We start from the raw sequence: 24,835 nt of genomic DNA on the forward strand, positions 1-24,835 counted from the left end.
GCACGAAAGCTTAAATCACCTCCCTCAGGAGGCCTATCGTAAACAGTTAGAAAACTCTAGTTTAGGGTGTCTTAATTAATGGGGAGTGGACAAAAAGCAGGTAATACACGATATGAAAATTATTATTAAATATAAGAATATTCAATCAGCTTGAAATAGACCTATGTATTTCAACCCATTATAAAAATCCTTTATTGGTTTTTTTATTTCAAAATCTTCATTTTGATACCAAAAAATCGCATTTGCTTTTTTTATTCCCAAATTATTACATTTTTCTTTAATTATATTTAACTCACTGTCATCAACTGCTGCATCAACTAAAATATCATCTAAAGAAACATCTTCTTTATGCCTCGGTATGATCCCAATAAAATCCTCATCATACCATTTCAGGCCTACATCCTTACAAAACTGACATATTTTATAGTTAGGGTCATCAAAATCTCCTTCTACAGAATAGTCTAACTGGAAGTAACTTATATATTGTTCTTCGGGTAAAAAATTACTTCCAATCCACAAATGAATTTTATTTTCCATACTTAACATCCTTTTAATCGCATATGTTCACGGTGATGTTTACCAATGATTTTTTTAGCCTCCAGTTTAGAATTGGCTGATTCTAAATCAGAAATCAATTTATTATGAAAATGTCTGCCAGCCCTGCTACCATGGTGCCCACCATCTGCTAGCCGCACTCCTTTTGAATTTGTAACATTTGTAAATGTGATTTTGTTTGTATCGACAACATAACGTTTCAATTCCTCTACCGTAAAACCTAACTCTTTTGCTTTTGCCGCCAGAGAAACAGGAAATAATTCATGTTTTCCCCCAGTACCACGCAATGCAGCGGATACAGCATCTTTCTTCTTAATAATATTGTTTACATTTGCCGAGTTAAACCATTCATTAAACTTACCTCGCTCCCAAGGAACCCAACTCCACGGATCAACCCAAACCACCGGATTTGGCGCATACTGTTACAGATTTAACCCACCCGCTAACCCTATCGGATCTTGCTGGATAAAGCGCCCAATATCAGGGTCATAATACCGAAAGGGATTGTAGTGCAAACCCGTCTCTCTGTCGAAATATTGCCCTTGAAAGCGCAGGTTTTGGCTCCGAACGTACCCGCTGGAATGCAAATTGCCTAACTCAATTTCCGTTTTGCCCCACGATGTAAAACGAGCGTACTATTGTAGCTGGCCTTCTGTATCGTAAAGTGCATCGGGTAAGTTATTGGGGGAACATTAGCAGTAGGAGAGGCGAAGCGCTGAATACCTTTCACCATCCCCTAGCAGTCCGTTGGATCCACGTCAATATTCCACTTCACCTTGCGGCTTTCTGGCTGGCTCTGTAACTCTGGTAAAATTTGTGCGGCAAATTGCTGCAAATAACCTCGTGATGGATGCTGTAAAAGCAGTTGCCAGCGGAAACGCCCGCCACGCTTAGCTTGAATGGCAGGGGTGGGGCCTAAAATCCATAAGCGTGAATCACTGTGTGGATGTTCAGAAATATAGTGACGGACTTTCTGTAAGAACTGCCTTGAATCCTGATTATTGTGATCTTCTGAACGGATTAAAATATGGCTGGAAAAGGGTGGCAACATGGCGATGCGGCGTTCGTCCATCGCTTCACGGGTAAACGCATCATAACCATTTTCTAATAAGGTCTGTAATAGTGGGTGCTCAGGGTGGTGAGTCTGTAAAAATACTTCCCCTTGTTTACCTGCTCGGCCAGCACGACCTGATACTTGTATATAAAGCTGAGCAAAGCGCTCGGCAGCTCTAAAATCACTGGAAAACAGTGCCCCATCGACATCCAGTAAGGCAACTAAGGTGACGTCAGGGAAGTGATGCCCTTTTGCTAGCATTTGTGTGCCAATGAGAATACGCGCTCCACCCGCGTGTACCTCATTCAAATGCTGCTCTAATTCACCCTTGCGGCTAGTAGTATCTCGGTCAATACGCGTAACAGGGACATTGGGGAATAACGTATTGATCCCTTCTTCGAGTTGCTCGGTTCCTATCCCCACAGGAACAAGGTGGGTTGAGCCACATTGAGGGCATTGTCGGGGGATAGGTTTTTGGCTATCACAATGGTGGCAGCGTAACTGATGGAATTGTTGGTGCAAGGTATAATAGTGATCACACCGTTGACACTCAGCTATCCAGCCACACTCATGGCAGAGCAACGCAGGTGAATATCCTCGGCGGTTTAGGAAAAGGATCACCTGATTATTTTGTGCGAGGTGATCTTGAATATGTTTAATCAATAAATGGGATAAACCAAACTTTAGTGGCTGCCCTTTTAGGTCGATAAGATGCTGTGTCGCAGGACGTGCATTACCCGCCCGTAATGTTAAGTTTAACTGACGATATTTTTTCTGCTGAACATTATATAAGGTTTCTAAAGAGGGCGTTGCCGTGCCCATAATAATGGGAATATTTTCTTTTTTGGCTCGAAATACAGCAAGGTCACGTGCATGATAACGCCATCCATCTTGCTGTTTATAAGAGCTATCGTGCTCCTCATCAATAATGATGATCCCTAAACGGGAAAACGGGGTAAAAAGTGCGGAGCGTGTGCCAATCACAATTGCGTTGGTACCTTGTTTCGCACGTAACCACACAGCAAGGCGCTCACTATCATTCAAACCTGAATGTAGAACGTCTACGGGGGCATTAAAGCGCTCGCGGAATCGGCTAATGGTCTGTGGTGTTAATCCAATTTCGGGAACGAGTACTAACGCTTGTTTACCCTGAGCGAGAATATTTTCTAATACGCTGAGATACACTTCTGTTTTACCCGAACCTGTGATCCCTGCAAGTAACCAAGGTGAAAAGTGATCATCTTCTGCACGAATGGCCCCAACTGCGGTGGCTTGCTCGCTATTAAGGCGTAAACGCTCGCCACATACGGCAAATTGTGACTGCCATTTTTCGGTGACGGGTTGGACGGGGTAAAGTTCGATATAATCTTTCTTTTTTAGTGTCCGTAACGTATTTTCACTCAATTCAAGTTCACTGACTTGATGACGATACACAGGGCGGCGGCGTAGTAGGGCGAGTGCCTGTTGTTGCTTAGGTGCACCTTTTAAAGTATTTAGGTCACACTCTTGCCCGAGCGGTGTAGCTTGCCATTGCCAAATAGGTGAAAATTCAGCCGGTTTCCCCTGACGTAACAAAATGGGGAGTGCGTGGAACAACACTTCGCCAATAGGGTAATGGTAATATTGTGCAGACCACAGCAATAGCTGCCAGAGGTCATCAGGGAATAAGGTTTCATGATCGAGCACAAGGTCAACGGTTTTTAGCTGATCTTCAGGAAGTTCGCTGCTATGGCTATGATCCACAACAACACCGAGTGCTTGCCGTTTACCAAAAGGCACCAAAACACGGCTACCAATCGGTGGAATTGGCATGTTATCCGCTAAGCGGTAATCAAATGCGCGGTTTAAAGGAACAGGTAAAGCCACCTGAACGACGATCATAACTGGAATTCCGTCTGGTTTTTGTGCGAGAATAGTTTCATTATTTTGTTAGGGTACCATAAAAACTACGTGGTTTTCATTGCGTGATACAGAGATTTTCTGTATGATCCGCCGCCTTTGGTATCTAATTTTGCCAATAAAACATTTTTAATCAACACGACGTGTGGTGTCCGGCGTTAGGGCTGGAATGGCGACACGGCCTTAATAGAGGTTTTCCCATGAAAAAAGGTATTCATCCTAAATACGAAGAAGTTACTGCAACTTGTTCTTGCGGTAATGTTATGAAAATCAATTCAACTGCAGGTCACTCATTGAACCTGGACGTTTGTGGTAACTGCCACCCGTTCTATACTGGTAAACAGCGTGACGTTGCTACCGGTGGTCGTGTTGATCGCTTTAACAAACGTTTCAGCATCCCAGGCGCGAAGAAGTAATCAAGCCTGTGAAATGCAAAAAAAAGGGAAACTCAGTTTCCCTTTTTTAATGGGGGTAATATGGCTGAAAATCATTTAACGCCTTCCAGCCATTGGGTTCTTACCAGTGATAAGAATAGCCTAAACCTACATTTACACTGTCATGTTTGTAGTCAGTTTGTTGCCAACCGACACTGGTGCGTATTGTTGAGTTTTGGGTAACGTTAATATTGAGCCCTGCAACTGCGTAAGGGTTAACAGTACGCTCATCACCTTTATCGTAGGTATACGCACCGACATAAGGGATGTAACCCGTAAACGCATCACGATCACTATTGAGTTTAATATCTGTACCAATCTTACCATCTACTTGGAATACCTCATTGAGATTATGTTTGATATTCATTCCTAATTGTAGGTCGGTACGTTTGTTACCCATACGGCCATATTCTGCTGCAAATTCAGCATTTTTGGTCTCGGTATAGCTGCTACGGTTAATTTTTTTATAGGATAAAGCAACTTCAGGCATTAACCGCGTCTGAGAGGTTAATGGAAGACCATAACCAATACTTAGGCGTGCTTGATAGCCTTTGATTGTTGCATTTCCTTCCCCTGCTTCTGTATTTTTCAATGTATCACGAGTGATACGGACATCTTGATTTAGATATGAAGCGGATAAGTCTGCATATAGACCGTTGTTATTCAGGTTTTGTTGATAGCGAGTGAATAAACCAACAGCAGGGCGGCTATTGTTTCGGGTGTCATAATTATCCGCTAAGGTCGTATTATGAGCAAAATTCACTGCTGCACCGACAGTCCAATTTTCAGCAGGTAAACGTAATGCGCTATACAGACCAGTTGCAACGCGATGATTATCACTTAGGCTATCATATTGAGAGAAAAGACCAACACAGTAGCTACTGTCGCCTAATTGGCAACGGCTATTACTTAAATGATTTAAACTACTTTGATAAAAATCGAGAACTTTAAACCCTCGGTTTGCCGTGCGTGACATTGCATAGCTTGAATGAGTGGCGTCAACGGTCACGATATTCGGTTCAGTTTCTGAACCCTTGATCTTCCAAAGGGTTGCATGGATATCATCTTCATCTGTTTGAGCGGCACCAACAATAATCAAGCCATCTTCGGAAACGGCATATGCCGTTGAGGAGCCTCTATTATCAGATGCTAGAGTGCCTAAACCAACCATCCCTGTACTTTCAGACCAGCGATACGCACTAAGTTCATTGTGATCATTATAGGCTTCGCCAACAATCACAGAACCACTCCCATTCATATCAAGAGCCTCGGAGAATCCAGAATTATCGGCTTTTAATGAACCAAGGCTAACCATGCCTGTTTTTTCTGTCCAACGGAAAGTTTGTTGTTCATGGGCAAACTCACTATCTGAACTCCCAACCACAACAGAGCCGTCTTTTGAGACAAAATCAGCACTAGACTGACCACTTTTATCCGCTCTAAGTGTACCGAGGCCAATCATGCCTGTGGTTTCTGTCCATCTGAAAGCATTATTTTGGTTGTTATCGGTGTCTGAGAAGCCAACGACAACGAGTCCATTTGCAGAAGTCGCATTGGCTGCAGAGTTACCGGAACCATCAGATTTTAAGGTGCCTAACCCCTGCATTCCTGTCTTTTCTGTCCATCTAAAAGCATTCATCGCATTACTGTCAGTGCTTGAATCACCGACAATAGTAGAACCATCCGCAGAGATGCCATTAGGATCGGAACGGCCTGAATTATCGCTTTTTAGTGTCCCTAAGCTACGCATGCCCTTATCTTCAGTCCAGATAAAGGCATTTCCTAAGTGACTGCCATCATTTGTAAATATCTGGCCCGTAATAACGCTTCCGTCATCAGAAACAGCTTGTGCATAGGAGTGTGCATTTGGGGTTAAGCTTTGTATCCCCGTTTTTTCAGTCCATCGAAATGCATTACCTTGCCCATCGTCAGTCTCTGAATAACCGATGATAACTGAACCATTTTTTGATATGCCATTGGTTGATATGCTGCCACTATTATCTGATTTCAGCGTTCCTAAGCTCACCAGACCACTTTTTTCAGTCCAACGGAAAAGATTGTCTCTTTGCGTATCGCTAGCAAGATTCATAACAATGATTTTGCCATCTGCAGAAATATGCAATGCCTCAGAATAAAATCCTTTTCGGTTATCCAAATTTATTTTCTTTTCTATTTCAAGTGGTTTTTCTGCCGCATAACTTTGTGCTGCTAGTAATGAAATACCAATAGCGACAAATGTGCTGATTTTATTTTTTCTCATAATTTATTACGTAATAATAGAAGGAAGTAGAATGAGATAATGAGTTATCAAATTACTTATTAAGTAAATGTTCTAATATTACCTCGACAATTATTAGTTCATTATAATAGAATGGAAAATAAACAAAACGTTTAATGTTGAGTTTGGGTTTAAATCAAAATAATAAGCTGAATCAGGGTGTTGAATATTGTGTTTTAGGATGTCTATGAAAGAATAGTGCTCAATATAAATATTTTTTTCTAAAGAAAAGCGTATTTTTTATATAATAGAAATGTAAATAAGAAAAATATTAAATCAGTAATAATGATACTTATCGCTTGTGACTTTGAATTTTAATCTAACAAAGTGATTTTTTTCTGTTTTTAATGAGAAACAATTAATTTTAATTTGGAGATTATGAGTAATTTATATTACACCAATATTAGCGTATTGGTTAATACGCTAATTGTCCTATATAGCTATTAATACTTACGGCAAGGTGCCGGTGCATATTGTGTATCCGCTGGGAACGGATTAGCGTCACATAATGGTAAGGTTTCGCGCACTTCAAAAAAAGCGATACCGATAACGCCAATATTTCGTTCATCGCCTTGTACGTTTTGATTCACGTAGGATGATTCAGGCGCTGCAAAACGAAATGCGGCAACTTGGTTGTTATTCTTGCGAAAACCTTCAATGGTCAGTTTTTTGCCTGGTCGAATTAAATAACCATTATTTTGGTAAGAACCTGCTTGCCCATTGAGGACATCAAGGCCGTCGACCGTTGTCACTACCTCATAAGTTTTATTTCTATCGCTATTTAGGATCCGCAATGTATAGCGCATACCCTCAGTGGCTGGCAGTTTATATTGCCCTTGGGAATTGCGGTAAATTGGCATTGGTTGCCCATACTCATTGATTACTGCGACAGAGAGAGGAAATACCTTGATATAAGGTTGGGTGTAAGCATGATTTGGTACGCGTTCACCTTGATAATAAATAGTGACAGTATCATAGGGTTGATTCGTCATGCGAGTGGCTGTCACGCCTTGGACGGAAGAGCGGATATCTTCACCCCATTGTGTACCCAATGTTTTTGCACTGGATGTAGATTGTGCTTCATATGCCACATCTGAGCGAGAGTCTACCACTTGTCGTGGATAAGAAGAGCAGCCAGTAGTGACCAACAAAGCGGCACCGAATAACGTCGCAGTAGCTTGAAAATAGGAGCTCATGACTTTAATCCTTACGTATTTTATTTTCTATGGAAGAAGCACGTAAAGTGTAAATAAGCACAAAAAATAAAGCTTGAAGGAAAGTCTGAAATAGAAATAAATAGGAATAATTCCCCTTATCTTAGTGATTGATCACCCTTCGCCAATTAAGACGAATAAGATAAGGGGATAGCGTTTAGTATTCCCAAGTTTCTGGGTCAATACCTAATTCACGCATAATCTCTTTTGCAGCCTCAGGAATTTCATCACTGCGCTCTTTACGCAAATCTTCATCATTTGGCAGCGGCTGTCCAGTGAAGGCATGCAAGAAAGCTTCACACAGTAATTCACTGTTCGTTGCATGACGCAAGTTATTGATTTGTCTACGAGTGCGCTCATCAGTTAAAATTTTCAGCACTTTTAATGGGATAGAGACTGTAATTTTTTTAACTTGCTCACTTTTTTTGCCATGCTCAGCATACGGACTGATATATTCACCGTTCCATTCAGCCATGAGTTACCTTGGTTAGTTTCATCAATAATAAAAAAATAATATGCCCGTCATCTTTCAAAGAACAAATATGAATAATCTCAGATCTCAAACCGACATATAAGTTAGTATACGCATCACATAAATTATCATAATTTCTGTTTTAAATTAATGCGTTAATTTACATTGCGCAAATTACAATCAATTTACGCATAATCATTAGGGATGATTATTCCATTACTTGATATAAACGTAAAGAGGTTTAGACGTCTAGATATATTGACGTCCAAACATCCAGTGGGTATTATTTGACTCACCGTCAATCAGGAGAAGCGTTTATGGCCCTCAAACCGTCGACTATCGCTATTCACAATGGATTAAATGAAGACTCGCAGTTTGGCTGCGTCGTGCCCCCTATTTACCTATCGAGTACTTATAATTTTACCGGCTTTAATGAGCCTCGAGTTCATGACTATTCGCGTAGAGGTAATCCTGGGCGCGATATTGTGCAAAGGACACTTGCACAACTTGAAGGCGGCAGCGGTGCGGTAATGACCAACAGCGGCATGTCGGCATTACATCTTTTATGCACTGTTTTTCTGCAACCGGGTGATCTCTTGGTAGCCCCACATGATTGTTATGGGGGGAGCTATCGTTTATTTAATAGCCAGCACCAACGGGGAGCCTATCAGGTTCAGTTTATTAATCAAAATAACCGATCAGAGCTTCTTGCGGCGTTAGCGAAAAAGCCGAAGTTAGTCTTAATTGAAACACCAAGTAACCCACTATTAAGTATTTATGATATTGAGCAGATTGCACGATTAGCGCATGATGCAGGGGCGTTTGTTGTTGTAGATAACACGTTTTTAAGCCCTGTCTTACAACAACCTATCGCGTTAGGTGCCGATTTTGTGGTGCATTCTTGTACAAAATATCTTAATGGTCATTCAGATATTATTGCGGGGGCAGTGATTGCCAAAGAGGAAAAATGGGCCATAGAATTAGCATGGTGGGCGAATAATATTGGCGTCACTGGTGGGGCATTTGATAGTTATCTGTTGTTAAGAGGAATGAGAACGCTGTCACCCAGAATTAAGCAGCAGCAGGCGAACGCCCAAGAAATCGTCAATTATCTTAAAGCCCAACCGTTGGTGAAAAAGTTATATTATCCTGGGTTAGCAGATCATATCGGCCATGATCTTGCTGTGAAACAGCAAAAAGGTTTTGGGGCGATGTTGAGTTTTGAATTTAATGGCGATGAACAACAGTTACGTCGGTTTTTGAGCACACTGTCATTATTTACACTTGCTGAGTCATTAGGTGGTGTTGAAACGCTTATTTCGCATACTGCCACCATGACACATGCAGGTATGTCGGCGGAGGCTCGGGCGGCAGCAGGGATCACAGATAGTTTATTGCGCATTTCTGTGGGCATCGAAGATAGCCAAGATCTCATTGCAGATTTAGACAATGCATTTAGGATAGCAGCACAACGTTAGTGGAGTATTTGATGAGTGTACTGACAGCAGTCGAGGCGGGGCCATGCCATCGCCAGTTACATAAGTTTGGGGGTAGTAGTTTAGCCGATGTAAAATGTTATCAGCGAGTTGCCAACATTATGGCGAATTATAGCCAATCTGGTGACTTAATGGTCGTGTCCGCCGCTGGAAGTACAACAAATCAGCTTATTAATTGGTTGAAATTGAGTCAAAGTGATCGCATTTCGGCTCATCAAGTTCAACAATATTTACGTCGCTATCAGCAAGAATTGATCCATGGGCTATTGCCTGAAGAAAAAGCAGAACAATTAAATCGCCAGTTTGTTGAAGATCTCGAACGCTTAAGCGCTTTGTTAGATAAACCTATTAATGATGCTTCTTACGCTGAAGTGGTCGGTCATGGTGAAATTTGGTCTGCTCGTCTCATGTCGGCAGTATTAGAAGAGGCGGGTATGCAAAGTGCTTGGCTTGATGCACGTATGTTTTTACGTGCAGAAAGAGCGGCTCAGCCTCAGGTCGATGAATCGCAATCACGCCATTTATTACAACAGATTTTAGTGCAATATCCTCAGCATCGCCTTGTTGTTACAGGGTTTATTTCTCGTAACCATGCGGGAGAGACTGTTCTACTAGGGCGTAATGGGAGCGATTACTCTGCAACACAAGTCGGCGCATTAGCGGGGGTCGAGAAAGTCACCATTTGGAGTGATGTGGCGGGGGTTTACAGTGCGGATCCTCGTAAAATCAAAGACGCATGTTTACTGCCATTGTTGCGGCTGGATGAGGCAAGTGAGTTGGCTCGTCTTGCTGCGCCGGTGCTGCACACTCGCACGTTGCAACCCGTTTCCGTCAGTAATATCGATCTACAGTTAAGATGTAGCTATCAGCCTGAGCAGGGTTCGACAAAGATTGAGCGTGTTTTGGCTTCAGGAACAGGTGCTAAAATAGTCACTAGCCATGATGATGTTTGCCTAATTGAGTTAAGGCTGGCACAGGGGCGCGATTTTAATCAGATATATAAAGATATCGACTTATTATTAAAACGTACTCAGTTACGGCCACTGGCGCATGGCATCCACTCAGATAGAAACTTATTACAGTTCTGCTATACCTCTGAAGTGGTTGAAAGTGCACTGAATGTTTTAGAAGAAGCTGGGTTACCGGGCACCTTATCACTTCGTGAAGGTTTTTCATTAGTTGCATTGGTGGGGGCTGGGGTGTGCAAGAACCCACTGCATAGCCATCGTTTCTATGAGGAGTTAAAAGATCAACCTGTCGAGTTTGTTTGGCACTCAGAAGAGGGGATCAGCCTCGTCGCAGTATTGCGTTCAAACCAGACCGACCCTTTAATTCAAGGTATGCACCAAAGCCTCTTCCGTGCTGAAAAACGCATTGGCTTAGTCTTGTTTGGGAAGGGCAATATTGGTGCGCGTTGGTTGGAGCTTTTTGCTGCCGAGCAACCAAATATCTCGGCACGCAGTGATTTTGATTTTGTCCTAGCAGGGGTAGTCGATAGCCGCCGTAGTTTACTGAATTATCAAGGCATTGATCCAAGCCGAGCACTCGCTTTCTTTGATGATGAAGCTGTCGAGCATGAAGATGATAATCTATTTTTATGGATGCGCGCCCATCCATATGATGATCTAGTCGTGCTTGATGTGACCGCGAGCGAATCTCTTGCTGAAAGCTATGTGGATTTTGCCAGCTATGGGTTCCATGTCATCAGTGCGAACAAAATTGCGGGAGCCGCACAAACCCAACAATATCGTCAAATACGTGATGCTTTTACGAAAACTGGCCGCCATTGGTTATATAACGCGACAGTTGGGGCTGGGTTACCTATTAACTATACGGTACGTGACCTGAAAGAGAGTGGTGATGCCATCTTAGCGATAAGTGGTATTTTCTCAGGGACGTTATCGTGGCTGTTTTTACAATTCGATGGCTCAGTGCCGTTTAGTGAATTAGTGGAACAAGCATGGCAGCAAGGTTTGACGGAGCCAGATCCCCGCATTGACCTTTCAGGGCAAGATGTGATGCGTAAATTGATCATCTTAGCGCGTGAAGCAGGTTATGAAATTGAGCCGAGTGATGTGCGTGTTGAATCATTAGTACCTGCCCAAGCAGAGTCTGGCTCTTTGGATGAGTTCTTTGAAAATAGTGCAGTTATCAATGAGCAGATGCAGCAACGTTTAGAAGCGGCTCAAGAAATGGGAATGGTGTTGCGTTATGTTGCACGGTTTGATGCGGTAAAAGGGCGTGCTCGGGTTGGTGTAGAGGCAGTTAAGCCTGATCATCCACTGTCATCGCTGCTGCCGGGTGATAATGTGTTTGCTATTGAAAGTCGTTGGTATCGTGATAATCCATTAGTCATACGGGGGCCCGGCGCTGGTCGTGATGTTACCGCGGGGGCGATCCAATCCGACCTTAATCGCCTTTCACAACTACTTTAATTTCGTTTAAAGATAGGCATCGGCGACGGTGCCTATCTACCGCTTAATTTTTTCCTCTTTATTTTTTGCCTTTTTGTTCTGATGATTTAAATCTTAAGCAAGATTCATGTCTTAAAAGTGCTGAATCGACAATATATTGCGCTAAAACAAGACTTAAATAAGAAAAACTAATAAGAATGAGGGTGTAATTAAATTTCAGAAAAATCCCCCAAAGCGCTTTTTTTCTGATATCTATATAGAGGCAAGGGTAAAATTTGGCGACTGCATCACAAAACAATAATTCTATCGCAGTTGGTTGAAATTTAATTACAGGAAATTAGGTCGCAGTTTGTTAACCGTCAGCAAACTTAGGTCGGGGTAGCATTCTGCCAAAAGCACAAGGTCAGGAGTCTCATGAATCAGCAATATTCCGCAATGCGCAGTAATGTCAGTATGCTGGGTAAGCTACTTGGCGACACAATCAAGGAAGCATTAGGTGAGGATATCCTCGATAAAGTCGAATCAATTCGTAAGTTGTCAAAATCATCGCGTGCAGGCAATGAAGTACAACGCCAAAAGCTGTTGATGACACTGCAAAACCTATCTAATGATGAACTATTACCGGTTGCAAGAGCATTTAACCAATTTTTGAACCTGACAAACGTTGCCGAACAATATCATAGCATTTCGCCACATGGTGAAGCAGCGAGTAACCCTGTGGCACTTAAAAAGCTGTTTAGTCGTTTAAAAGAGAAAAACTTTACCGATAGTGATCTTCGTCAAGCGGTTAACCAACTGTCGATCGAATTGGTGCTAACGGCCCATCCTACTGAAATCGCACGCCGCACCTTGATCCATAAATTGGTTGAAGTGAATACCTGCTTATCACAACTCGATCATGATGATCTGGCTGATTACGAACGCAACAATATCATGCGTCGTTTACGCCAGTTGGTCGCTCAGTCGTGGCACACTGACGAAATCCGTAAAATACGTCCAACGCCAATTGATGAAGCCAAATGGGGTTTCGCCGTAGTTGAAAACTCACTTTGGGAAGCGGTTCCGGCTTTCCTACGTGAATTTAATGAGCAATTAGAAGACTCAATTGGTGCTGAACTGCCCGTCGAAGCAAACCCAATTCGTTTTACTTCTTGGATGGGAGGAGACCGCGACGGTAACCCGAATGTGACTGCGGAAGTGACTCGCCATGTATTACTACTTAGCCGTTGGAAAGCCGCAGATCTCTTTTTAAAAGATATCCAAGTGTTGGTTTCTGAACTGTCCATGACCGAAGCGACACCTGAGTTACGGGCGCTCGCTGGGGGAGATGAGGTAGATGAACCTTACCGGCAAATTGCAAAAAATTTGCGTAGCCAACTCTTTTCCACATTAGAGTATTTAGAACGCAAGGTAAAAGGCGAACAAGCACTACCACCAGCCGATTTACTGACCGACAATGCCCAATTGTGGGATCCACTATATGCCTGTTATCAATCGTTAATGGCCTGTGGTATGAGCATTATTGCTAATGGGCAGTTACTCGATACGTTACGTCGTATACGGAGTTTTGGCTTGCAACTCGTTCGCATTGACGTTCGCCAAGAAAGTACTCGCCATACAGAAGCGCTTGCTGAATTAACGCAATATCTTGGGTTAGGGGATTATGCAGCTTGGAGTGAAGAGGAAAAACAAGCCTTTTTACTGTCTGAATTACAATCTCGTCGGCCGTTGATCCCTCGTCATTGGCAACCAAGCCCTGAAACGGCAGAAGTATTTGAAACTTGCCGCGTGATCGCAGAATCGAAAAATGACTCCATCGCAGCTTACGTCATTTCGATGGCGAAAGTTCCTTCCGATGTTCTGGCCGTTAAATTGCTCCTCAAAGAGGCGGGGGCATCCGTTCGCCTGCCTGTCGCACCTCTGTTTGAAACACTTGAAGATTTGAATAATGCTGAAAGTGTTATGCAAAAACTCTTGAGCATTGAGTGGTATCGTGAGCTGATTGATGACCGCCAAATGGTCATGATTGGCTACTCTGATTCGGCAAAAGATGCTGGGGTGATGGCGGCATCATGGGCGCAATATCGTGCACAAGATGCGCTGATTAAGTTGTGCGACAAAGAAGGGGTCACTTTAACCTTGTTCCATGGACGTGGAGGCACTATTGGCCGTGGTGGTGCGCCCGCTCATTCAGCACTCTTGTCACAACCGCCAGGCAGCCTGAAAGGGGGATTACGAGTGACTGAACAAGGTGAAATGATCCGCTTTAAGTTTGGTCTACCACAAGTGGCGATTAGCAGCCTTGCGCTGTATGCAAGCGCGATTTTAGAAGCTAATTTACTGCCGCCACCGGAGCCAAAACAAGAGTGGAAATCAGTGATGGATACCCTCTCTGACGTTTCTTGTGCGATGTACCGTGATTATGTTCGTGAGCAGCCTGATTTTGTACCTTACTTCCGCGCTGCAACACCAGAGCTAGAATTAGGCAAGTTGCCGTTGGGGTCTCGTCCGGCAAAACGCCGTCCAACGGGGGGCGTTGAGACATTACGTGCGATCCCATGGATTTTTGCATGGACACAAAATCGCCTCATGTTGCCTGCTTGGTTAGGGGCGGGAGCAGCGTTAAAATATGTGATTGAGAAAGAAGGCAAACAAGCCATATTAGATGAAATGTGGCAACAATGGCCGTTCTTTAATACCCGTATCGCCATGCTGGAAATGGTTTATGCGAAGGCTGACTTGTGGCTGGCTGAATATTATGATCACCGTTTAGTGGAGGAGCGCCTTTGGCCTCTGGGTGTGAAATTACGTGAGCAGCTCTCTGAAGATATTAAGAGTGTGCTGGCGGTGTCCAAAGATGAAGCCTTAATGGCTGACTTACCTTGGATTGCGGAGTCAATTGCTTTACGTAATGTTTATACGGACCCGTTAAACGTTTTACAGGCCGAGCTACTACACCGTTCTCGCCAGCAAGAGCATCCGGATCCTCGCGTTGAGCAAGCGTTGATGGTGACGATTGCAGGTGTTGCAGCGGGGATGCGTAATACCGGCTAGAAGATAATATTTTGGCCAGATCAATGCGCTGGTTTGGCCGATAAAATGTGCAATATCACATCACGTACGACAACAGTAAGAAGGCTGCCAAGTTGAAATGGGGCCTTCTTTTTTATTTATCTATTGACGAATAATTGACAGCGTCCGACACATTTTTCTGTATTTCGTTTTACCGCGTGATATCGCTTATCTTATTTAAATCGACGGCAAGAATTTTATCAATATTTATGTTAAGTTGCTAAAATAGGGATTAGTTCTGTACTAAATAGAGCTAGCTCGCTCATATATCAAACTATTCACTTTCTATCGATGAATTAATGGAATGATGAATGTAGGTCAGATTCAATTTATTTCTGTTGTGCTCAACAATGGATATACGAAGGATAGAGTGTCATCACAATGCGTAAACTGATTATCTCCATTTTAGCTCTTATCATTATTATTTCGGTCATTGTCGTTACCAACTACAATAGTATTCAGCAAAATGATGAGGTTGTTGACGCTGCCGCATCCGAAGTGATTAACCAATATCAACGTCGTGCTGATCTTATTCCGAATTTAGTCAATACGGTAAAAGGTTACTCTGGTTATGAAAATAAAGTTCTCATGGAAGTTGTGAAATTAAGGACGGAAGTGGGGCAAATTAAAGTGGATGCAAGTGCATTATCAGATCCGGCTATTTTAGCGGAGTATCAAAAAGCACAAGCACAATTAGGGCAATCATTATCCCGTTTATTAGCCATATCGGAAAGTTATCCTGATCTTAAAGCCAGCCCATTATATCAAGATTTAATGACGCAACTGGAAGGCGCTGAAAATCGCATTACCGTTGCAAGGGGTCGTTATATTGAAGCCGTTCGTCAATACAATACACAAATCAGAAAGTTTCCTAGCAACTTGATTGCAAGTTATTTTGGGTATTCTGCAAAAGCGAATTTTAAAGCAGATAACGAACAGGCGATAAAAACAGTACCTACGGTGGATTTTAATTGAAATATCGGCATGTGATCTGGCTATTATTGTTCTGTGTATTTAGCAGTGGAAGCTGGGCTACGCAGCGAATCCAACTCCCTGCATTGGGTAGTGATAGGGTGCTCGACCGTGCAGGCCTATTAAGTGAGTCGCAATACCACACTTTAAATAGCCAGTTATTAAATTTTGAAAAGCAGCGTGGTGATGGCACACAATTTGTTGTTTATATTGTTCCAACTACAGGTAATGAAACAATAGAACAATTTTCATTACGCGCGTTTAATCGTTGGGGGTTAGGCCAAAAAGGCAAAAATAATGGTGTATTGTTGGTTGTATCGATAGACGATCACAATATGCGCTTTGAAGTTGGGTATGGTTATGAAGGGGTCATGACCGATGCGATTGCTGGGCGTATCATTCGTCAAAGTATGATACCTGATTTTAAAGACAACCAGTATTACGCTGGGATCCAAAATGGCGTATCTCGTGCGATTAATGTGATGAATGAGGCACCAGACTATCAAATGGGGGAAGTGCATAATGGAATTGTGCTACCAAAGAGTGTAGAACATTATAAGCTTATCTATTTTATATCATTTATCGCAGCTTATTTTACGATGTTATTTTATGGTACTAAAAAGCGTCGGCTATATCTTGAAAAAGAAATTTATAGCATAGAGTATGCGAGTAAATCCAAACGGGCAAAGAAACAGAAACAGTTAGCCAAGCTGAAAAAGTATTATCAATATAAATACTACTTTCCTTCGTTATTTAGTACCTTGTTGATGACGATACTCTATTATTTAGCACTCATGTTATTGGCGATATGGCTAGAAGGAGACTTTAGCTCTATTTTATTTCTGTTTGTGGCGCTATTTTTTGTGGTAGGGAGCATGTTTGCTACTCCAATACTGTTTCTTGTGATCCATACCATTTCGCCTACTTACCGACAACAACGACGGGAATGGCATGATATTTGCCGTTACTATTATTTACCCTCTTCTTCTTTTAGCTCATCAGACTTTTCGAGTTCATCGAGTTCATCGAGTTCATCAAGTGATAGCTCCAGCGGAGGTGGTGGTGGATCCAGTGGCGGTGGCGGTGCGTCAGGGAGTTGGTAATAAAACAAGATGTATGAAGGTCGCAAAGTGCGGCCTTCATACTATTTGGAGATAGAGGCTATGGCCTTACACCAAGCGTGTGGCAAATCGCATATGTGAGTTCAGAACGGTTTAAGGTGTAAAAGTGAAAATCTTTCACCCCTTCACGGCTTAAAATTTTCACCATATCCATGGCGATTGAAGCACCCACCAAATTACGGCTTTCAGGGTCATTATCAAGGCCTTCGTACATTCTACTCATCCATGATGGAATTCGTACATTGGTTAGTTTGGCAAACCGCTCAAGTTGGCGGAAATTTGAAACAGGTAAAATACCGGGGACAATTTCAACATCAATACCTGTTGCGACGCAGCGGTCACGAAAACGCAAATAACTTTCTACATCAAAGAAAAATTGCGTAATCGCACGGTTGGCCCCTGCATCAATTTTCTTTTTCAAACTAATTAAGTCAGCCTGTGCACTTTTGGCCTCAGGGTGCACTTCGGGATAAGCCGCTACGGAGATATCAAAATCTGCCTCTGCTTTGAGCAGCTCAACGAGATCGGCTGCATACATATCTGGCTTACGGCTGTTATCGGGAAGATCACCGCGTAATGCAACAATTTGGCGGATACCGCTGTTCCAATAATCACGTGCAATTTCTCTGAGTTCATCGCGTGTTGCATCGATACAGGTTAAATGAGGCGCAGCGATTAACCCTGTTTTTTCTTTGATATCTTTAATAATGCTATGGGTTCTATCACGCTCACCTGAGTTTGCGCCATAAGTAACAGAGACAAATTTTGGTTTGAGGTTTTTCAACCTATCAATAGATTTCCAAAGGGTCTGTTCCATCTCTTCAGTGCGCGGCGGAAAAAATTCAAAAGAGACATTAATTTGTCCATCTAATTCAGCTAAATTTTGATTTAGCGCTTCGCGCTGATTTGCGTGAAAGAAACTCATACCCTGACCTCATGACTTTGTATATAGCGAAACCATTATGGTATCGATAGTTTATTATATCCATTTAAGTGTCTATACGTTTAGACGTCTAAACAAAGATTACCGGATATTCATGCAGAGTCAACACTTAAATGAAATAGTGTTGTGAGGGTTTTTCAGTCGTAACTGGAAAAAAATTCATGTTAACAAATGGCGCAATAACCCGAAGTTATTGCGCGCAACACATTTTTATTCAGTCAGGCAGAAATGTTCGATCAGTTGGCTGAGCAGTTGGCGAGTCGGTTCAATAAATTTCATATCGATAAACTCATCAGGTTGATGCGCTTGCTCAATCGAGCCAGGGCCGAGCACAAGTGTCGGACATAGCGCCTGAATAAACGGCGCTTCAGTGCAATAGTTGACCGTCTCAGCTTTCTGACCCAGTAACTGTTCAATCACAGCCACCATTTTATGATCCGTTGGGCACTCATACCCAGGAATAGGGGGATGGAGAGACTCAATTGCTAAGCGTCCTGGCCATCTTGCTTTTACAGGCTCCAACGTCTCATTTAATAGCTCATCCAAATCTTGCAAGGTCAGCCCCGGCAATGGACGAATATCCATATGTAATTCACAGCATCCACAAATACGGTTAGCCGCATCACCCCCATGAATATGACCAAAATTCATCGTCGGGTAAGGGATCACAAAAGCAGGATTGTTATAACGCTCTTTCAATGTATTACGTAGCGTCATCAGATGTGAAATAGACTCATGCATTAATTCGATAGCATTCACGCCTCTTTCTGGGGCGCTTGAATGACCTGATTGCCCCGTAATACGGATGGCATTCGAAATATGCCCTTTGTGCGCACGTATCGGTTGTAATGAGGTCGGCTCCCCAATAATGGCAAAATCAGGACGAAGTTGCGTACTGGCTGCAAAGTAACGCGCGCCTGCCATTGAGGTTTCTTCATCTGCGGTTGCAAGTATATGCAATGGGCGAGTTAATTTACGGGTATCAATGTCACGTAAGGCATCGACAATGAAAGCGAAAAAACCTTTCATGTCGGCAGTGCCGAGACCGTATAACTTGCCGTCATGCTCTGATAGCGCAAAAGGGTTTTTACTCCAACGCCCTTCATCAAAAGGAACTGTATCGGTATGCCCACACAGCATTAGACCGCCATTTCCTTCCCCTATTGAGGCAAGTAGGTTGTATTTATCACGGGTATCCGGTACAGGTTGAATATTGACCGTAAATCCGAGGGTTTCCAGCCATCCACCCAGTAATTCTACTAAGGCTTTATTACTCTGATCGAGTTGCGCATCAGTAGCACTGATAGAAGGAGTGGCAATTAATTGGCGATAAATCTCAATAAATGCAGGTAATTTAATATTCACTGTTGACAGCCTTTATCCATAATAGTATCAATATTCATGCACTTTATTTGAATAAAAATACACATTAAACTGTTTGGGTCACGAGCACAAGGTAGAAATCTATGTTGAACACACTCATTATCGGGGCCAGTGGTTATACTGGAGCGGAATTGGCAGCCTATCTGCAGCGTCATCCTGAAATAAACCTTCAGGGATTGATGGTTTCAGCGCAAAGTGCTGATGCAGGTAAGTGCTTCTCTGAGTTGCATCCCCAGTATAAAGGCATTATCGATATGCCCGTGTTGCCATTAACCGATGTTGCAGCCGCGGCACAAGGTATTGATGTTGTCTTTCTTGCAACCGCTCACGAAGTTAGCCATGACATTGCGCCTCAGTTCCTAGAAGCAGGGTGTGTCGTATTTGATCTGTCTGGGGCTTATCGTGTTCAAGATGCCGCGTTCTATCCGAAATATTATGGTTTCGAACATACAAACAGTCAGTGGTTAAATCAAGCAGTTTACGGTTTAGCTGAGTGGCAAGCCGATAAAATTCGTCAAGCACAGTTAATTGCCGTGCCGGGGTGTTATCCAACGGTTTCTCAATTAGCACTAAAACCACTGATCGACGCCAAGTTACTCGATGACCATATGTGGCCAGTGATTAATGCGACGAGTGGTGTTTCTGGGGCAGGTCGTAAGGCGTCAATGACCAACAGTTTTTGTGAAGTGAGTTTACAACCCTATGGCATCTTCACGCATCGCCATCAACCCGAAATTGCAATCCATTTAGGTCGTGAAGTTATTTTTACTCCGCACTTGGGGAATTTTTCACGCGGTATTTTGGCCACCATTACCTGCAAAGTGAATCGCGGAGTGACAGACGAACAAATTCGTCAAGTATTCAAAGATGCTTATCAAAATAAGCCATTAGTCCGTTTGTATGAAAAAGGTGTTCCTGCCCTGAAATCAGTGGTAGGCACACCGTTTTGTGATATCGGCTTTGTGTTAAAAGGTGAGCACCTGATCTTAGTCGGAACAGAAGATAACCTATTAAAAGGGGCTGCCGCGCAAGCTGTGCAGTGCATGAATATTCGTTTCGGTTTCAATGAAACGCAATCACTATTTTAGTGCCAACGAACTTATTTAAGGATAAACCCCATGCAACCATTAGTGATTAAATTGGGCGGTGTATTACTCGATAGCGAAGAAGCGCTTGAAAGATTGTTTAATGCATTACAAACCTATCGTCAATCTCATCAACGACCTTTAGTGATCGTGCATGGTGGTGGTTGCTTGGTGGATGAGCTAATGCAAAAGCTGCAACTACCGGTGGTTAAAAAGCAAGGATTGCGTGTGACGCCTGCTGATCAGATAGACATTATCACAGGCGCGTTGGCTGGCACCGCCAATAAAACATTGTTGGCGTGGGCAACGAAATATCAGTTACAAGCAGTTGGGTTATCTTTGGGGGATGGGCAAAGTGCTGTCGTCACTCAATTAAATGACGAACTTGGGCATGTCGGCGATGCAAAGCCGGGTGACGCTAAATTATTACAGCTTTTACTCGGTGCAGGCTATTTACCAATCATTAGTTCCATCGGCGTGACCGAAGAAGGGTTATTGATGAATGTTAATGCCGACCAAGCCGCAACAGCCATCGCACAAGCGTTAAATGCGGATCTCGTATTGCTATCAGATGTCAGTGGCATCCTTGATGGTAAGGGTCAAAAAATTAATGAAATGACAACGGAAAAAGCACAGAAGTTAATTGAGCAAGGCATTATCACGGACGGCATGATCGTAAAAGTTAATGCCGCATTAGAGGCAGCCAAAACATTGCAACGTCCTGTCGATATCGCCAGTTGGCGTCATGCAGAGCAACTACCAGCTCTATTTAACGGTACTGCTATTGGCACACGGATTTTAGCATCCTAAAGCGGATGCGTTTGGTTGGCGCGACCACCAAGAATGAATGAAAACTTTTTAATTGAGCGGAATCGGGATAGGTAAGTTATGAAAAAGGGCATTAAAAAAATTGTATTAGCATATTCAGGTGGTCTAGATACATCGGCAATTATTCCATGGTTAAAAGAAAACTATGATGATTGCGAAGTGGTTGCTTTCGTTGCCGATGTAGGACAAGACAGAGAAGATCTCGTTGGCGTTGAGCAAAAAGCATTGCAATCAGGTGCATCGGAATGCCATGTGGTCGATCTACGTGAAGAGTTTGTCAAAGAGTATATCTACCCAGTATTGAAAACTGGCGCGCTCTATGAGGGAAGCTACCTGTTAGGGACTTCAATGGCACGTCCTATTATTGCTAAGGCACAGGTTGAACTGGCTCTGAAAGTTGGTGCCGACGCGGTAGCGCATGGCGCAACAGGTAAAGGAAATGACCAAGTGCGTTTTGAAAGCACTTATAGCGCACTTGCGCCACAGCTAAAAGTTGTTGCGCCATGGCGTGAGTGGGATTTGCGTTCGCGTGAAGCCCTATTGGATTACCTGAAAGAGCGTCATATCCCAACGACAGCCAGTTTAGAAAAAATTTATAGTCGTGATGAAAACGCATGGCATATTTCTACCGAAGGCGGCGTATTAGAAAGCACATGGAATGCGGCAAACCAAGATTGCTGGGTCTGGACGGTCGATCCGAAAGATGCACCAGATGAAGCAGAGCTAGTGACTGTCGGTGTGAAACAAGGGGAAGTGGTTTCTGTTAACGGCCAAACATTATCTCCGCTGGGATGTCTTGAAGCTTTAAACGTCCTCGGTGCTAAACATGGCGTCGGCCGTATTGATATTGTTGAAAACCGTTTAGTTGGTATGAAGTCTCGTGGCTGTTACGAAACCCCAGGAGGCACCATCATGATGGCTGCTTTACGTGGCATTGAGCAACTCGTTCTCGATCGCGACAGCTTTAAATGGCGTGAGCAACTAGGCTTAGAAATGTCCTACGTGGTTTATGATGGTCGTTGGTTTGCGCCTTTGCGTCATTCACTGCAAGCAGCAGCAGAATCTTTAGCGCAAGACGTTACTGGTGAAGTGGTTCTGAAATTGTATAAAGGCCAAGTAACTGCTATCCAGAAAAAAGCAGATAACAGCTTATATTCTGAAGAGTTCGCAACATTTGGTGAAGATGAAGTTTATGATCACAGCCATGCTGGTGGCTTTATCCGTTTGTATTCTCTTTCGTCGCGTATTCGTGCGCTAAAAGGGCAGAACAAAGCGAAATAGTTTTATTGATGTACACTTCCCGACAGCTATTTGCTGTCGGGTATCACATTTATTTTATCAATCAGATAGGGATCAGTTATGGCACTTTGGGGTGGACGTTTTAGTCAAGAAGCCGATCAGCGGTTTAAACAATTTAATGATTCATTGCGTTTCGATTATCGCTTAGCGCAGCAAGACATTATTGGTTCGGTTGCATGGTCAAAAGCGTTGGTCACTGTTGGGGTGCTATCAGAGGCGGAGCAGCAATCTCTTGAGCAAGCGCTAAATGCCTTATTAAAAGAGGTTCAAGATGATCCTGAGCGCATTTTACAGAGCGATGCTGAGGATATTCATAGCTGGGTTGAAGGTAAACTGATTGATAAAGTAGGTGATTTAGGTAAAAAACTGCACACTGGACGTAGTCGTAACGACCAAGTTGCCACCGATTTAAAATTATGGTGTAAAGATCAAGTCGCGCTATTGTTAGAAGCTGTGGTAGAACTGCAAAAAGCGTTAGTGATCACCGCGGAAAATAACCAAGATGCGGTCATGCCCGGTTATACCCACTTGCAACGTGCACAACCAGTGACTTTTGCTCATTGGTGTTTAGCGTATAGTGAAATGTTAGCGCGTGATGAAAGTCGTCTAAAAGATACATTAAAACGTTTAGATGTTAGTCCGCTAGGTTGTGGGGCTTTAGCGGGAACTGCTTATGATATCGACCGTGAGCAACTGGCATCGTGGCTAGGTTTCTCATCGGCAACGCGTAATAGCCTTGATACAGTTTCAGATAGGGATCATGTTCTCGAATTATTATCCGATGCAAGTATTGGTATGGTGCATTTATCCCGTTTTGCAGAGGATCTTATTTTCTTTAACAGTGGTGAGGCGGGGTTTGTTGAACTTTCAGATAAAGTCACTTCAGGCTCTTCATTAATGCCACAAAAGAAAAATCCTGATGCACTTGAGTTGATCCGTGGTAAGTGTGGTCGTGTACAAGGGGCATTAACAGGAATGATGATGACCTTAAAAGGATTACCGCTAGCCTACAATAAAGATATGCAAGAGGACAAAGAAGGGTTGTTCGACGCTCTTGATACTTGGTTAGACTGTCTCCATATGGCGGCTCTGGTGCTTGATGGTATTCAAATTCGTCGAAATCGTTGTGAAGAAGCCGCAAAACAAGGCTATGCCAATGCTACTGAGCTGGCGGATTACCTTGTTGCTAAAGGCGTTCCTTTCCGTGAAGCTCACCATATTGTCGGCGAGGCGGTGGTTGCTGCGATTAGCCAAGGGAAAGCATTGGAAGAGATGGCATTAAGTGATTTGCAAAAATTCAGTGATACTATCCAACTCGATGTGTATCAGATCCTCTCATTGCAATCTTGTCTAGATAAGCGTTTAGCAAAAGGCGGAGTTTCAAAGGAACAAGTCGCTAAGGCAATTACGGAGGCTAAAGCACGTTTAGGGATTTAACTCATTGAATTTGCAAGATAGTGTTTAAAGTGGGATAAAATGGCGGGGTAGATAACTACCCCGTACATGCGATTAAAAGTTTAATACTTAAATATAGTTAATTGTTAAAAGGCCTAACAGTATCCTTTCGCCAATCCAGTTATAAATATAAGCTCCTAGACCATCGTTAATTATTTCCCAATTTTTAGAATCTCATTGTTCCTTAAGATCTCATCTTTCTTGGGTCATATTTGCTTTGTCATTTAAGCAATTAAATATTAACTATCGATTTCAAGAGCCATTCGTACAGGATAGAGCCTGTCAGAACAGTCACTCTAATGTATGCTTATTTTATTGAACCTGTATCAGCAACGCTGAATGCAGGGCGAGTAATAATACCATTAATGAGCAAATAAGACTCTTTTCAGATTTAAGTGTAACGCTTTCATACTTAAAACCTATTGCTGAATTATGGTTTATAACTAACTGTTTTTGATTGCCTTTTACTATATTAGAGGTATTTAACTGAAACCATAGCTAAGCCTTTTTCTTTATTAGTCCAATTAAATTGATAAATGCTGCGGTTGTCTTCAGTTTTCTTCCATTCGCTAGATGGTGATTGCTTTGTATAATTAAAACTTGATGTTTTTACTTTATTCTCTTCACTATTATAACAATTTAATTGAGCATTGTTGTTATTAAAAGAATAGTTGCAAGGAGGATATACAATCATTGCTTTAAATGTAATTGTTGTGCTATTAGTTTTTGCTTGAACGTTAGTTGTAAATAAAGCAGTTGCGATCAGAGCAAAAGATAACGCTGTTTTGATTGTATTCTTAATCATGGTATTAGTCCTCGATATATATTTAAGTAACTTAATTCGCTTATATTGTTTCCACA

Annotated in this window: 19 protein-coding genes and 1 pseudogene; 10 read left to right on the top strand and 10 right to left on the bottom strand. The window is 42.7% G+C overall.

The annotated features are described in order from the left end of the window. Positions 1 to 141: 141 nt before the first annotated feature. The 4 genes and pseudogenes from PSF11_RS20060 to priA all read right to left on the bottom strand — a co-directional run bounded on the left by PSF11_RS20060 (position 142) and on the right by priA (position 3,490). Complete coding sequence (locus PSF11_RS20060) at positions 142 to 537, bottom strand: immunity 22 family protein (RefSeq protein ID WP_036942559.1); 396 nt, start codon at positions 535 to 537, stop codon at positions 142 to 144. A 2-nt stretch (positions 538 to 539) separates the two neighbouring features. Beyond that, entirely contained in the window at positions 540 to 959 is a 420-nt protein-coding gene (locus PSF11_RS20065) for a hypothetical protein (RefSeq protein ID WP_072502678.1), read from the bottom strand. A gap of 21 nt (positions 960 to 980) precedes the next feature. Beyond that, positions 981 to 1,238 (bottom strand): annotated as a pseudogene (locus PSF11_RS20070) (RHS repeat-associated core domain-containing protein); the annotation flags it as partial. Positions 1,239 to 1,291: 53 nt separating this feature from the next. Next, positions 1,292 to 3,490 carry a primosomal protein N' gene (priA, locus tag PSF11_RS20075; protein ID WP_072502679.1) on the bottom strand — a complete coding sequence of 733 codons (2,199 nt, stop codon included), beginning with the start codon at positions 3,488 to 3,490 and terminating at the stop codon, positions 1,292 to 1,294. Between the two features lie 218 nt (positions 3,491 to 3,708). Between priA and rpmE the strand changes: the two genes are divergently transcribed. Continuing rightward, a complete protein-coding gene (gene rpmE / locus PSF11_RS20080; RefSeq protein WP_004924604.1) occupies positions 3,709 to 3,924 on the top strand; it encodes a 50S ribosomal protein L31 in 216 nt (71 codons plus the stop codon). A gap of 100 nt (positions 3,925 to 4,024) precedes the next feature. Here the strand turns inward: rpmE and PSF11_RS20085 are convergent, their stop codons facing one another. The 3 genes from PSF11_RS20085 to metJ all read right to left on the bottom strand — a co-directional run bounded on the left by PSF11_RS20085 (position 4,025) and on the right by metJ (position 7,909). Then, positions 4,025 to 6,202, bottom strand: coding sequence for an autotransporter domain-containing protein (locus PSF11_RS20085; RefSeq protein ID WP_072502680.1), 2,178 nt, complete (start codon positions 6,200 to 6,202; stop codon positions 4,025 to 4,027). Positions 6,203 to 6,663: 461 nt separating this feature from the next. After that, positions 6,664 to 7,416: a hypothetical protein gene (locus PSF11_RS20090; RefSeq protein WP_004924598.1), complete on the bottom strand. Its 753-nt coding sequence runs from the start codon at positions 7,414 to 7,416 to the stop codon at positions 6,664 to 6,666. Positions 7,417 to 7,591: 175 nt separating this feature from the next. After that, a complete protein-coding gene (gene metJ / locus PSF11_RS20095; RefSeq protein ID WP_004924597.1) occupies positions 7,592 to 7,909 on the bottom strand; it encodes a met regulon transcriptional regulator MetJ in 318 nt (105 codons plus the stop codon). 314 nt (positions 7,910 to 8,223) lie between these two features. Here metJ and metB point away from each other — a divergent pair, with 314 nt between their 5' ends. The 5 genes from metB to PSF11_RS20120 all read left to right on the top strand — a co-directional run bounded on the left by metB (position 8,224) and on the right by PSF11_RS20120 (position 16,963). Further along, positions 8,224 to 9,384: a cystathionine gamma-synthase gene (gene metB / locus PSF11_RS20100; RefSeq protein ID WP_014657255.1), complete on the top strand. Its 1,161-nt coding sequence runs from the start codon at positions 8,224 to 8,226 to the stop codon at positions 9,382 to 9,384. 11 nt (positions 9,385 to 9,395) lie between these two features. Beyond that, on the top strand, positions 9,396 to 11,837 hold the full coding sequence (locus tag PSF11_RS20105; RefSeq protein WP_042117148.1) for a bifunctional aspartate kinase/homoserine dehydrogenase II: 2,442 nt from the start codon (positions 9,396 to 9,398) through the stop codon (positions 11,835 to 11,837). Between the two features lie 393 nt (positions 11,838 to 12,230). Next, positions 12,231 to 14,870: a phosphoenolpyruvate carboxylase gene (gene ppc / locus PSF11_RS20110; protein WP_004924587.1), complete on the top strand. Its 2,640-nt coding sequence runs from the start codon at positions 12,231 to 12,233 to the stop codon at positions 14,868 to 14,870. Positions 14,871 to 15,269: 399 nt separating this feature from the next. Further along, a complete protein-coding gene (locus tag PSF11_RS20115) occupies positions 15,270 to 15,863 on the top strand; it encodes a LemA family protein (protein ID WP_004924584.1) in 594 nt (197 codons plus the stop codon). Beyond that, entirely contained in the window at positions 15,860 to 16,963 is a 1,104-nt protein-coding gene (locus tag PSF11_RS20120; protein WP_072502681.1) for a TPM domain-containing protein, read from the top strand. Before PSF11_RS20115 ends, PSF11_RS20120 begins: the two co-directional genes overlap by 4 nt. Before the next feature lie 58 nt (positions 16,964 to 17,021). Here the strand turns inward: PSF11_RS20120 and metF are convergent, their stop codons facing one another. Together metF and argE are read right to left on the bottom strand one after the other, a co-directional pair. After that, a complete protein-coding gene (gene metF, locus PSF11_RS20125) occupies positions 17,022 to 17,906 on the bottom strand; it encodes a methylenetetrahydrofolate reductase (protein ID WP_004924579.1) in 885 nt (294 codons plus the stop codon). 228 nt (positions 17,907 to 18,134) lie between these two features. After that, positions 18,135 to 19,289 carry an acetylornithine deacetylase gene (argE, locus tag PSF11_RS20130; protein WP_072502682.1) on the bottom strand — a complete coding sequence of 385 codons (1,155 nt, stop codon included), beginning with the start codon at positions 19,287 to 19,289 and terminating at the stop codon, positions 18,135 to 18,137. Positions 19,290 to 19,390: 101 nt separating this feature from the next. On the opposite strand from argE, the gene argC reads away from it, so the two are divergent. The 4 genes from argC to argH all read left to right on the top strand — a co-directional run bounded on the left by argC (position 19,391) and on the right by argH (position 23,956). Then, positions 19,391 to 20,395 carry an N-acetyl-gamma-glutamyl-phosphate reductase gene (gene argC, locus PSF11_RS20135; protein WP_061064487.1) on the top strand — a complete coding sequence of 335 codons (1,005 nt, stop codon included), beginning with the start codon at positions 19,391 to 19,393 and terminating at the stop codon, positions 20,393 to 20,395. Positions 20,396 to 20,425: 30 nt separating this feature from the next. Further along, entirely contained in the window at positions 20,426 to 21,202 is a 777-nt protein-coding gene (gene argB, locus PSF11_RS20140; protein ID WP_004924569.1) for an acetylglutamate kinase, read from the top strand. A gap of 78 nt (positions 21,203 to 21,280) precedes the next feature. Further along, positions 21,281 to 22,501 (top strand): argininosuccinate synthase, encoded by a 1,221-nt coding sequence (locus tag PSF11_RS20145; protein ID WP_004924564.1) that lies wholly within the window; start codon positions 21,281 to 21,283, stop codon positions 22,499 to 22,501. A gap of 78 nt (positions 22,502 to 22,579) precedes the next feature. Then, on the top strand, positions 22,580 to 23,956 hold the full coding sequence (gene argH / locus PSF11_RS20150; protein WP_014657263.1) for an argininosuccinate lyase: 1,377 nt from the start codon (positions 22,580 to 22,582) through the stop codon (positions 23,954 to 23,956). A gap of 490 nt (positions 23,957 to 24,446) precedes the next feature. Here the strand turns inward: argH and PSF11_RS20155 are convergent, their stop codons facing one another. Beyond that, entirely contained in the window at positions 24,447 to 24,779 is a 333-nt protein-coding gene (locus PSF11_RS20155) for a hypothetical protein (RefSeq protein ID WP_004924557.1), read from the bottom strand. Between the last annotated feature and the right edge of the window lie 56 nt (positions 24,780 to 24,835).

It is taken from the genome of Providencia sp. PROV119 (assembly GCF_028482435.1).
In the GTDB taxonomy this organism is placed as follows: domain Bacteria; phylum Pseudomonadota; class Gammaproteobacteria; order Enterobacterales; family Enterobacteriaceae; genus Providencia; species Providencia stuartii.

Excerpts from the sequence above, each read along its gene's own strand:
- PSF11_RS20060 (WP_036942559.1), bottom strand. The coding sequence starts at position 537 with ATGGAAAATAAAATTCATTTGTGGATTGGAAGTAATTTTTTACCCGAA.
- priA (WP_072502679.1), bottom strand. The coding sequence starts at position 3,490 with ATGATCGTCGTTCAGGTGGCTTTACCTGTTCCTTTAAACCGCGCATTT.
- rpmE (WP_004924604.1), top strand. The coding sequence starts at position 3,709 with ATGAAAAAAGGTATTCATCCTAAATACGAAGAAGTTACTGCAACTTGT.
- PSF11_RS20085 (WP_072502680.1), bottom strand. The coding sequence starts at position 6,202 with ATGAGAAAAAATAAAATCAGCACATTTGTCGCTATTGGTATTTCATTA.
- PSF11_RS20090 (WP_004924598.1), bottom strand. The coding sequence starts at position 7,416 with ATGAGCTCCTATTTTCAAGCTACTGCGACGTTATTCGGTGCCGCTTTG.
- metJ (WP_004924597.1), bottom strand. The coding sequence starts at position 7,909 with ATGGCTGAATGGAACGGTGAATATATCAGTCCGTATGCTGAGCATGGC.
- metB (WP_014657255.1), top strand. The coding sequence starts at position 8,224 with ATGGCCCTCAAACCGTCGACTATCGCTATTCACAATGGATTAAATGAA.
- PSF11_RS20105 (WP_042117148.1), top strand. The coding sequence starts at position 9,396 with ATGAGTGTACTGACAGCAGTCGAGGCGGGGCCATGCCATCGCCAGTTA.
- ppc (WP_004924587.1), top strand. The coding sequence starts at position 12,231 with ATGAATCAGCAATATTCCGCAATGCGCAGTAATGTCAGTATGCTGGGT.
- PSF11_RS20115 (WP_004924584.1), top strand. The coding sequence starts at position 15,270 with ATGCGTAAACTGATTATCTCCATTTTAGCTCTTATCATTATTATTTCG.
- metF (WP_004924579.1), bottom strand. The coding sequence starts at position 17,906 with ATGAGTTTCTTTCACGCAAATCAGCGCGAAGCGCTAAATCAAAATTTA.
- argC (WP_061064487.1), top strand. The coding sequence starts at position 19,391 with ATGTTGAACACACTCATTATCGGGGCCAGTGGTTATACTGGAGCGGAA.
- argB (WP_004924569.1), top strand. The coding sequence starts at position 20,426 with ATGCAACCATTAGTGATTAAATTGGGCGGTGTATTACTCGATAGCGAA.
- PSF11_RS20145 (WP_004924564.1), top strand. The coding sequence starts at position 21,281 with ATGAAAAAGGGCATTAAAAAAATTGTATTAGCATATTCAGGTGGTCTA.
- argH (WP_014657263.1), top strand. The coding sequence starts at position 22,580 with ATGGCACTTTGGGGTGGACGTTTTAGTCAAGAAGCCGATCAGCGGTTT.
- PSF11_RS20155 (WP_004924557.1), bottom strand. The coding sequence starts at position 24,779 with ATGATTAAGAATACAATCAAAACAGCGTTATCTTTTGCTCTGATCGCA.